At 58.7% G+C, this 9,890-nt stretch carries 7 protein-coding genes; 2 read left to right on the top strand and 5 right to left on the bottom strand.

Going from position 1 to position 9,890, the window contains the following annotated elements; genetic code table 11:
* The 5 genes from ACFE7X_RS21260 to ACFE7X_RS21240 all read right to left on the bottom strand — a co-directional run.
* Positions 1-994: RagB/SusD family nutrient uptake outer membrane protein (locus tag ACFE7X_RS21260; protein ID WP_375437701.1), on the bottom strand; the 994-nt coding region annotated here is incomplete at its 3' end.
* A 21-nt stretch (positions 995-1,015) separates the two neighbouring features.
* Positions 1,016-4,177, bottom strand: coding sequence for a SusC/RagA family TonB-linked outer membrane protein (locus ACFE7X_RS21255; RefSeq protein ID WP_375437700.1), 3,162 nt, complete (start codon positions 4,175-4,177; stop codon positions 1,016-1,018).
* 343 nt (positions 4,178-4,520) lie between these two features.
* The gene (locus ACFE7X_RS21250; protein ID WP_375437699.1) at positions 4,521-7,328 is read right to left on the bottom strand and encodes a substrate-binding domain-containing protein; all 2,808 of its coding nucleotides are present in this window, start codon (positions 7,326-7,328) and stop codon (positions 4,521-4,523) included.
* A 182-nt stretch (positions 7,329-7,510) separates the two neighbouring features.
* A complete protein-coding gene (locus ACFE7X_RS21245; RefSeq protein ID WP_375437698.1) occupies positions 7,511-8,371 on the bottom strand; it encodes an IS110 family transposase in 861 nt (286 codons plus the stop codon).
* Between the two features lie 3 nt (positions 8,372-8,374).
* Positions 8,375-8,500 carry a hypothetical protein gene (locus ACFE7X_RS21240; RefSeq protein WP_375437697.1) on the bottom strand — a complete coding sequence of 42 codons (126 nt, stop codon included), beginning with the start codon at positions 8,498-8,500 and terminating at the stop codon, positions 8,375-8,377.
* A gap of 283 nt (positions 8,501-8,783) precedes the next feature.
* On the opposite strand from ACFE7X_RS21240, the gene ACFE7X_RS21235 reads away from it, so the two are divergent.
* Together ACFE7X_RS21235 and ACFE7X_RS21230 are read left to right on the top strand one after the other, a co-directional pair.
* Positions 8,784-9,077 (top strand): transposase, encoded by a 294-nt coding sequence (locus ACFE7X_RS21235; RefSeq protein WP_375437696.1) that lies wholly within the window; start codon positions 8,784-8,786, stop codon positions 9,075-9,077.
* 119 nt (positions 9,078-9,196) lie between these two features.
* Positions 9,197-9,838 (top strand): IS3 family transposase, encoded by a 642-nt coding sequence (locus ACFE7X_RS21230; RefSeq protein WP_375437695.1) that lies wholly within the window; start codon positions 9,197-9,199, stop codon positions 9,836-9,838.
* Positions 9,839-9,890 lie beyond the last annotated feature (52 nt).

Here is a 9,890-nt window from a genome sequence, read left to right as displayed (position 1 = left end):
TTTTGTAGGCATTCACCAGTTTCTGGCTGGGCTGGTGGAAGCCGCAGGAGCCGTAGTCCGGGTTCATGGGATAGTTCAGGCAGTTGCCCCGGTCGGTGCGGCCCTTGGGTGTGCCATCGTTGCGCGAAAACTGAATGGCAAACACTGATTCCACGCCGTTGTCGCCCACCGTCAGGAAGTTGGTGGCGTAGTCGGGGTGCAGCGAGTACTTGGGGGCCACTTGGTTGCAAAGCGTCACTACCTCGTTCAGCTTACCCTGGTCGATGCTGGTTACGGCATGGTTGTCGCTCTGGACGTACGCCTGGTAGAGCAGCGTTTTAGCCAAATAGGCCTGCGCCGCCGACTTATTGGCCCGCCCAATTTCCGGTTGCGTATCCGGCAGATTAGCTACCGCAAAGCGGAAGTCATCGGCAATCTTAGTCCACAACTCATCGTTGCTCAGGGCCACGTTCGAGATGGTGCCGTACTGGTCGGTGGATACGGTTTCGTCGATGTAGGGCACCCGCTTGAACAGCTCTTTCAGCAGGAAGTAGTAGTGCCCACGCAGGAAGCGCACCTCGCCCTGGCGCGCCACCTTGGTCGGCATCAGCGCAGCATCTACGGCTTCGAGGCGGCGCAGCGCATCGTTGCAGCGCGACACGCCGATGTAAATCAGGAACCACAACTCGTCGGTGTTGCCCACATCGACGCGGTTGAAAGTGAAGGTTTCGTAGAAGTGAAAGGCATCTACGTCGGCGGTGCCGTTGCCACCTTTGTAAGCGTCGCCGGCGCGCACGTTGCCGTAGGGCCACATAGAGGTGTAGGGAGCACGGTACACGTCGTTGCCGAGCTGCGAGTAGGCCGCAATTACTTGCTTTTCGATGTTGGCGGGCGTGTTCAGCTGCTCGTCGCTCAAGGCGCCGATGGGCTGCACATCCAGGAACTTCTCGTCGTTGCAGCCGGAAGCAGAGGCGAGCAGCGACAAAGCCAACACGCTGGTTTTAAATATTTTCATGGGAATTAGTGTTGGCAGAGATTAGAAAGACACGTTGAGGCCGGTAGAGAAAATGCGGGGCACCGGGTACTGATAGTTGGTTACTTCGGGGTCGGCGCCGGTGTACTCTTTGCTTTTCACCGTAAACAGGTTCTGGCCCTGCACATAGATCCGCACGCCCTGCACTTTCACCTTGCTGAACAGGCTGTTCGGCAGCGAGTAGCCAAACTGAAGGTTGCGCAGCTTCAGGTAAGAAGCGTTTTCGATGAAGTAGGTGGAAGCGCGGCCCTCGTTGTTGGTGTTGAGAAGCGTCGCGGCCGGAATGGTGGAGCTGGTATTGGTCGGCGTCCAGGCGTCGAGCAGCCGCTCCCCCCAATTTTCGCCGGATGCCAGCGAGGAAAAGTCGGTCCGGAATTTAGCGTTGTTGTAGGAGTAGAGACCCTGCACACCCTGGAAGAAAATCTGCAAGTCGAAGCCTTTGAAGCCGGCGCCCAGGTTGAGGCCGTAGTTGAAATCAGGCACACCTTCCGTAATCCAGGTTTGGTCGAAGTTGTCGACTCTGCCGTCGCCGTTCAGGTCCTGGTAGCGCAGGCGCCCGGGCGCAGCGCCCACCTGGGTGGCGTGGCTGGTCACGTCGGCCTCATTCTGAAACAGCCCGTCGGCCACGTAGCCAAACACCGCGTTGATGGAGTGACCCAGGCGCGTTACGTCCTGGCCGTTGCCGCCGTAGGCGTTTATCACTTCGGCGGGCAGGAAGGTGAGCTTGTTGCGGTACGTGGAAAGGTTACCCGAGATATTGTAAGTCAGCCCGTTAGACAATTCGCTTTGGTAGCCAAGCACGAATTCCCAGCCCTTGTTCTCGATGGAGGCCCCGTTCACGAACTGGTCGCCACCCTCGCCCACCACGGCCAGGAAGGGTAGGTTCACCAGAATGTCCTTGCTGTCCTTGACGAAGTAGTCAACCGAGCCGGCGAGCTTGTTTTGCAGCAAACCGAAATCCACGCCGATGTTGGTTTGAGTGGTGGTTTCCCACTTCAGCGCCGGGTTGGGGCGCTGGAAACGGCGGTAGCCCGAGGGCAGGTTGATGTCGTTGCCGAAGATGTCGTAGGCCGTGCCCCGGTCGTACTCGAAGTTGGGGTCGATACTACCCAGCAGTGACTGGTACAAGCCCAGCGAAGCGAAGTTGGCAATGTCCTGGTTGCCGGTCTGGCCCCAGCCCGCGCGCAGCTTCAAGTCGGTGAAAACAGGCGCTTTATCTTTCACGAAGGCTTCCTCGCTGATGCGCCAGCCCGCTGATACGGCCGGGAATACTCCGAACTTATTGTCAGCCCCGAAGCGCGACGAGCCGTCCCGCCGCAAGGTACCCGAGAGCAAATACCGGTCGGCGAACGAGTAGTTGATTTTGCCGAACGTGGAGGCCAGCCGGTAGGCTGTGGCGCCACCGCCGTTGTCTTTGTTAGCGGCACCCGCATCGAGGTAGGCGTAGGTCAGGTCTTCGCTGGCGAAGTTGGTGCGTGAGGCGTAGGAGCTTTCATCGTAGTAGCTGATGCGCTCGGCCCCGGCCAACACGCCCAACTGGTGCTTGCCGCCGAGCAGAATATCGTAGTTTATCGTGTTCTGCCACAGCCAGTTACCCCAGAATCGGTCGTTTACCGTTACGCGGTTGTTCTGCTCGGAGAGGAAGCCCGCCTGGTAGGTTTTGTAGATCTGGCGAAATTTGTAAATGCTGTAGTCGATGCCGAAGCTGCTGCGTACGTGCAAGCCCTTCAGAATTTCGGCATCGGCGAAGAAGTTGCCGAACGCCCGGCCCGTGTTCGAGCGGTTTTGCTGGTTGTCGGTGAGCAGGCGCAGCGGATTATCCCGGTCGCTCATGCCCGCCACGGGGCCGCCCCAGCCCACCCCGTCCACGGTTCGGACCGGCACGATGGACGGCAGCTGGGTGGTCCGGTCGCGCACCAAGTTCAGGTCGAACTCGGCCCGCTGCGATTTCACCACCGTCAGGTTTTCCCCAATTTTCAGCTTGCCGTTCAGGAAGTTATAGTCGGTGTTGAGGCGCGCCGTGTACCGGTCGAAGCCCGAGTATTTCAGCGTGCCGGAGTTATCGTAGTAGTTCACCGAAAACAGGGCACTGCCCCGCTCGCCGCCGCTGCTTACGCTCAGGTTGTAGCTCTGAATCAGCGCGTTCTGCTGCGTTTCCTTGAACCAGTCGGTATCAGCGGCGCGCTGGGTGCGGCCTGCGTCAATGAATTCCGGTATGGTCACGCCATCTAGCACCCGCCGCCCACTAGCATCCACGCTGGTCTGGAAGTTGTAGTAGGCCAGGCTGGGATTCGTGCCGTCGTTGATGGCCGCCTGGCCGTACACCCGGCCGTAGTTCAGCGTGTTGAGCAGCTTGATGTGCGGGCCCGGCGTCTGGAGCGAGAAAAAAGTCGAGAAATCCACCTTGGTAGCGCCCAGCTTGCCCCGCTTGGTGGTGATGATAATCACGCCGTTGGAAGCGCGCGAGCCGTAGATGCTGGCCGCCGAGGCATCCTTGAGCACCTGAATGCTCTCGATGTCATTCTGGTTGATTTGGTTGATGCCTTCCCGCGTCGGAATGCCGTCGATAACGTAGAGCGGGTCGTTGTTGCCGAGTGTGCCGATACCGCGGATGCGTACGGTGGCCGCGCTGCCCGGCGCCCCGTCGGAGTTGATTTGTACGCCGGCCACTCGGCCTTGCAAGTTGCGCGTCACGTCGTTGGAGGCCATGTCCCGGATTTCCTCGGTTTTCACCACCGCCACCGCGCCGGTCAGGTCGGCTTTGCGCTGGGTTTGGTAGCCGGTTACCACCACCTCGTCGAGCGCCGCCGCGTCGGTAACCAGCGCAATAGTGAAGGTGGTGCGGCCGGTTACGGGTACCTCCTGGGGCTTGTAACCAATGTAGGAAACGAGCAGGGTGGCGTCTTCGGGAACCGTGAGTTTGAAGTCCCCATCGGGGCCGGTGCTGGTGCCAATGGTAGTGCCTTTCACTACCACTGTTACACCCGGCAGCGCGCCGCCTTTGTCGTCGGTTACGCGGCCACTAATGGTTACGTCGGCCAGCGCGCCAGCCGGAGAAGTGGTAGCCGCCGCAGCAGCCTGCACGGGAAGCGTGGCGGCCAGCGGCAGAGCGGAAAGCAACGTCAGCCCGACGGCTTGCCGCAGCAAGGGTACAGTATGTTTCATGGGAATTAAGTGAAAAGGGAACGGGAAATTATGACCTGGAAAAAAGTTCGCGACTACCATACAGCACCGCCGCGCTGCGCACTGCTCGACCCACATAAGCGAGTAAAGGCAATGGGCAGCGCGGCGGCGAATCAAGGAGGGCTGGTAGTTCTCATAGCGGATTGGTTGCCCAAATCTCAGCTAAAACCCAGCGGTGCTCTTGCTTTATTCACTCAAAGTCTTTTGAAAATGATACCTACCCCATAAATAAAACAACCTACTGATTATCAGTAGGTTGTTTTATTTAAACCAAAGCTTATGGGGCAGTCACTTACACGGATGATACCTCATTTTCAGATTTGATTCACTTGGTAGGGGTCGTGTGCAGGGCTCGAAACTCAGAGGGCGATACGTGGTAGCGCGTCTTGAAACTGGTCGAGAAATGCGACGGCGAGGAGAAGCCAAGTTGATAGGCCACTTCGGCAATGGTAAGGTCGTCGTCCAGCAGAAGTTGGCGCGCTTTGGTGAGGCGAATGCCCTGGATGAAATCTGCCACGCCGGTGCCGAGCACGGCCTTCACTTTGCGGTAGAGCTGCACCCGCGAAATCCCCAGGCTGCGCGCTACGTCCTCCACGCTTAAGGCGGTCTTAGTTAGATTGGCTTCCACGATGGCCGTCAGGTCGGCCAGGAACTTCTGGTCCACTCGCTGGGGTGCCAAAGTGGTTGTATCGACGGATAGTACGCGGCGAAAATGCTCCTGCATTTTATTGCGGTTGGCCAATAGGGTGCGCAGGCTTTCGAGCAGAAAGGTGGGGTTGAAGGGCTTGGTCAGGTAAAGGTCGGCGCCGGCCTGCACGCCTTCCACCTGTTGCTCGGGCGCGCTGCGAGCCGTGAGCAGCACCACCGGAATGTGCGAGGTGCGCCAGTCACTCTTAAGTTGAGCCACCACCTCGAGCCCGCTCAAGCCGGGCAGCATCACATCACACACAACCAAGTCCGGAATGGATTCGGCCGCTAGGCGCAGGCCAGTCCCTCCATCGAACGCCGTGCTGACCTGAAAGTGGGGTTGCAGCTTCTGGGTGAGAAAAGCGTTAACCTCAGGGTTGTCCTCAATCACCAGCACCAGCGCCTCGCTGCTAGCGACGGCGGGCAATTCGCCCGCTCCCAAGGAGACAGCGGCAATGCCTTCTTCCAGCGCAAATGCCGACGTAGCCTGCGGGGCGGCATCAAGCTGCTTCAAAGCCGATGGCAACGTCAGGGGCAGCGTCACGACGAATGTGCTGCCCTGGCCAGGCTGGCTGGTGAACGTGAGCTGCCCCTGGTGCAGGCGCGTTAGGCCTAGTGCTAGTGCCAGCCCCATGCCGGAGCCCCGCGCCGCCGACTGCTGCCCCTGGTAAAACCACTCGAAAATGTGCGCGCGGTCCTGCTCGGAGATGCCGCGGCCGGTGTCTTCTACGCTCACTCGTACGCTGTCATCAGTGGGAACCAGCTGCAAGCTCACGGTAATTTGTCCCCGGTCGGGCGTGAATTTCAGTGCGTTACTCAGCAGGTTAAAGAACACCTTGTCGAGAATGTTCGCATCAAACCAGAGGAGAATAACGGGTTCGGCTGGCAGGAACCGCAGCATGATACCGCGCTGCCGGGCCGGCTTCTCAAACACGTCCATAATTTCACGCACGAAAGCTACTAGGTTGCCTTCGGTGGCGCGCACGGGCATCTTGCCCACATCGATCTTGCGAAAATCCATGAGTTGATTCACCAGCTGCAGCAGGCGCTGCGCGTTACGCCGGATCAAACCCAGGTCATGGCGGTACGGGGCCGGTAGGTCCGTGCCACTAGTTAACATCTCCTCTACTGGCCCCAGAATCAGGGTAAGGGGGGTGCGCAACTCGTGCGAGAAGTTGGTGAAGAAGCGCAGCTTGGCCTCGGTTTCCACTTTGGCGCGCTCAGCAAATTCCTGCAACTGGTTGCGTTGGGAGCGGATTTCCCCGTTCTGCTTGCCCAGGGTCTGGTTGATGCGCCGATTGGCCCGGAAGGCTCGCCAGGCAATTAAACCCAGCATAGCGGCCCCGAGTAGCGCGGCAGCCAGCACATACAGCACCGTTTGCTGACTGGCGTAGGTGTCGCGCTGTCGGCGCAGAAGTTGCTGTTGGCGCTGAATATCCTGCTGCTGGCTGGCCAGTTTTTCGGTTTGCAGCTTCATGGTCAACACATTAGTCGAGTCGATGACCATGGTACTGAGGATGTTTTCTTTGTCGTACGGCTGCTGGCGCAGAATCTTCATAGCCGTACGGATGGCTTCTTCCCCACCCGGCGAATAGAGTAGGGTGGCACTGATCACCTCGTTCTGCACCAGCTCAATACCGCCCTGGTTGCCCGGCAGGCCGTCCACACCAATTACCCGGATGCGGTGATCAAGCCCTAGTTGCTTGCATACTTGATAAGCACCCAAAGCCATTCGATCGTTGTGAGCAAAAATCAGATTGATGTCGGGCTGTTGACGAAGTACGGCTGGCAGTCGCTGCATTACGGAAGGCCGCTTCCAATCCCCGTGCACTTGTGCAACAAGTCGCACGCCGGGGTAGGCCCTTAACGCTTGCTTGAAACCTCGATGCCGATCAAGCGCTGGGGAGGCGCCCGGGGCCCCTAAAACTTCTAGTACGTTGCCGCGGCCTTTCAACAAATTGCCTACGTAATTGCCCGCCGCTTGCCCAACTTCCAGATTGTTGCCACCTACATAGGCCGTGTACAGTTTGGAGGTAGTGCGGCGGTCTAGGATAACGACCGGAATGCCTCGGTTATAGGCTTCCTCGACAACGGGAGTAATGGGTTCCGCTTCATTGGCCGATACAATCAGCAAATCCACTCCCTCCCGCAAAAACTCCTGAATTTGCTGCTGCTGCAGGCGACTGTTATCGTGAGCATCCTTCATGCGAAAACTCACTTCAGGATAGAAACTTAATTCCTTTTTCATGCCCGCTAGCATGGCCTGCCGCCAGGCATCACCAGTGGTGCATTGCGAAAAACCAATGCGGTACGAGGGAGCAGGCGATGAGTTGGTGCAGCCACTCAACAAGCAGCCCATCCACCCAATCATAAGTACTCGCCGTATGAGCGCAAACCGATAGCCCTTTGGTGAGATAGTACACCAGCACGTGAGCAAGTCAGGCATAAAGGAGCTTAAGTGACTTAACAGCCAATAAAACCTAAAGCTAGCAAAGCGCTAACATTCTTGTACTAGCGCAACAGCAACACTACAGTTTGTAGCAGCCCTGTACTGATCTGATTGCCACTTGACTCCCAACCAAAATTATGCGCTGCTAATTTCTATTTAACACGAACTGTGTTAAAAAGTCAAGACCTAAGAGCAAGTTTGGAGGTAAAATCAGCCCGGTAGGGCATGCCGGACTTGATAATGGCGAAGGCTTGCTTGAGTAGCTTATTACAGACTGCAACCAGGGCCACTTTCCCGTTTTTGCCTTTGGCCAGGAGCCGATCGTACAAGGCTTTACAGGCAACGTTCGACTTCTTGGCCGAGAAGCTGCACATGAACAATTTACTCCGAATCAAGCCGCCGCCGGTTTTGGTGATACGCACCTTGCCGCGGATGCTGGTACCGGAAGTATACTCCCGTGGAGATAAGCCAGCCAAGGCAATCAGTTGGCGGTAGTTCTCCAAGCGGGTGAAGCCGCTGGCAAACAACAGCAACAAGCTCGCCGTCTTGCGCCCAAGGCCAGGAATGGAGCACAGCAGCGTGATTTCGGCGCCAAAGCGCTGCTCTAGGAGCGTAGGCAACGCCGCTTCTACCACCTGCACTTGCCGCGTCAGGGTCGTTAGCGTCTGCTGTAACTGCTGTAAGGCGATGGCACTGACAAGTGGTTGCTGCTGCAGTGCCTCTAACGAGTTACTGACCATGGTTTTCTGTTTGAGCAGCAGCTCACTGACCTGTTCGAGTTGCCGGCATTCCACCAGAACCTGCTCGTCCGGCTGCCAGGCGTTCACGGTCTGCTGTTGGCCATAGCGCAAGAGCCACTGCGCATCTTTGCGGTCACTTTTGCCTTTGCCCAGGTGCATCTGGATGAAGCGGCGAATGACCAACGGATTCAGGACGGCCACGTGGCCGCCGTGCTCATGGAGATAATACGCTAGGGCCAGATTGTAGGTGCCCGTGGCTTCCATCACGAACAGACACTCTGTGCCACAGGCCTTTATCAATTGCTAAAAGCCCGCTTTGGTGTTGGTGACCTCCAGATGCTTGAGCTGCGGGCCCACTTGATAGCAGACCGCTAATAAAGCTTTGCTCACGTCAATACCGACGACCGAGCGGGGAAGTTGGGCATCCATGACAGGTTACGTGCTAAAGTGAACAAAAGGGGGTAGGAAGGACATCTAGAGACTCTTTTACTATCCTAATACAAGCTCTTCGGCCTCACGGAACTGTCCAAAGTGGCCCTAGAAAAAGGAGGGGATTGTCATGTTAAACGGGCTTGCGATGCCTTTAACCTTTAGGAATCTTATGCCTCCTTTTTCCTTCTTAGCAGCCTTCTTACGGCGAGTAGGCGAACATAGGATAGTATGAGGTGGTCTAGGCGAGGTGGACAGAAGAAGGGCGTATAGTTCTTCTGTTATGGCAACCAAAACCAGCGGGGTGTCGCCCGACAAACGGCGTGAATACGACGAGGCGTTTAAGGCCGAGGCCCTGCGTCTGGCCAGTGAAAGCCGCAGCACCCAGGCGGCGGCCCGGCAGCTGGGCATCAGCCCCAAGCTGCTTTACCGCTGGCAACAGGCGCACGTCGTGGCCGAGGTAGGCAGCGCGGAAGTGGCCCGCGACCCCGAGGTGCGCGCCCTGCGGGCCGCCAACAAACGGCTGGCGCAGGAGTTGGATATTTTAAAAAAAGCCTTGGTCAGTTGCCTGCTGTAGGCGCAGGCTCGGCCAGCCGACCCCGTGAGCGTCTACCGCCACATCGCCCGGCGGGCCAGCCAGGCCCCGGTGCGCCAGCTCTGCCACGTGCTACGCGTGGCCCCGGCTGCCTACTATGCGTGGCAGCGCCGCCAACAAGCGCACGGGTCGAGCCGGCCTGGCAAGTGGCCGTGCGCGAAGCCTTTAGCCGGCACAGCCAGCGCTACGGCACCCGTCGGCTACGGGCAGAAGTACAGGCCGAAGGCCATGTGGTGGGCCGCTGGCGCATCCGTCGCGTGCTCAAAGCCCATGGCCTGCGGGCCCAGCAGCCCCGCTCGTTTGTGCCGCGCACCACCGACTCCAACCCGGCCGTGCGCGCCGCGCCCAACCGCTTGCTCGGCCAGCCGGCCCCTACCGCCCCGAACCGGGTGTGGGTGGGCGACAGCACGTATTTGCCCCGCCAAGGCGGGGGCTGGCTCTACCTGGCCGTCTGGCTCGACCGCTGCTCGCGCAAAGTCGTGGGCTGGGACGTGCGCGAGACCATGCCCGAAGATCTGGTCAGCGAAGCCCTGCGCCGGGCCCTGGCCGTGCGTCGGCCATCGGCTGGGCTGGTCGTGCATTCCGACCAAGGCAGCCAATACACGGCCACACGTTTCAAGGCCTTGCTCGCCCGCCACGGGGCCACGGCGAGCATGAGGTGGTCGGGAAAGAATGGACAGTTTAAGGACCCAACTCCCGCCCGAAAGGTGCGCCATACGGAGGCCCCCTCTAATGAGGGCTAAAAGCTAGCCTAGGGGGTGCCTCAGCAGCTCAGGAAGTACGTTCTGAATCAGT

The sequence above is a fragment of the uncultured Hymenobacter sp. genome, from assembly GCF_964242765.1.
In the GTDB taxonomy this organism is placed as follows: domain Bacteria; phylum Bacteroidota; class Bacteroidia; order Cytophagales; family Hymenobacteraceae; genus Hymenobacter.
This window is presented reverse-complemented; position numbering and strand designations above follow the sequence as displayed.

Bases quoted from the DNA above. Each gene is read 5' to 3' on its own strand.
- ACFE7X_RS21255 (WP_375437700.1), bottom strand. From the start codon at position 4,177: ATGAAACATACTGTACCCTTGCTGCGGCAAGCCGTCGGGCTGACGTTG.
- ACFE7X_RS21250 (WP_375437699.1), bottom strand. From the start codon at position 7,328: ATGCCTGACTTGCTCACGTGCTGGTGTACTATCTCACCAAAGGGCTAT.
- ACFE7X_RS21235 (WP_375437696.1), top strand. From the start codon at position 8,784: ATGGCAACCAAAACCAGCGGGGTGTCGCCCGACAAACGGCGTGAATAC.
- ACFE7X_RS21240 (WP_375437697.1), bottom strand. From the start codon at position 8,500: ATGGATGCCCAACTTCCCCGCTCGGTCGTCGGTATTGACGTGAGCAAA.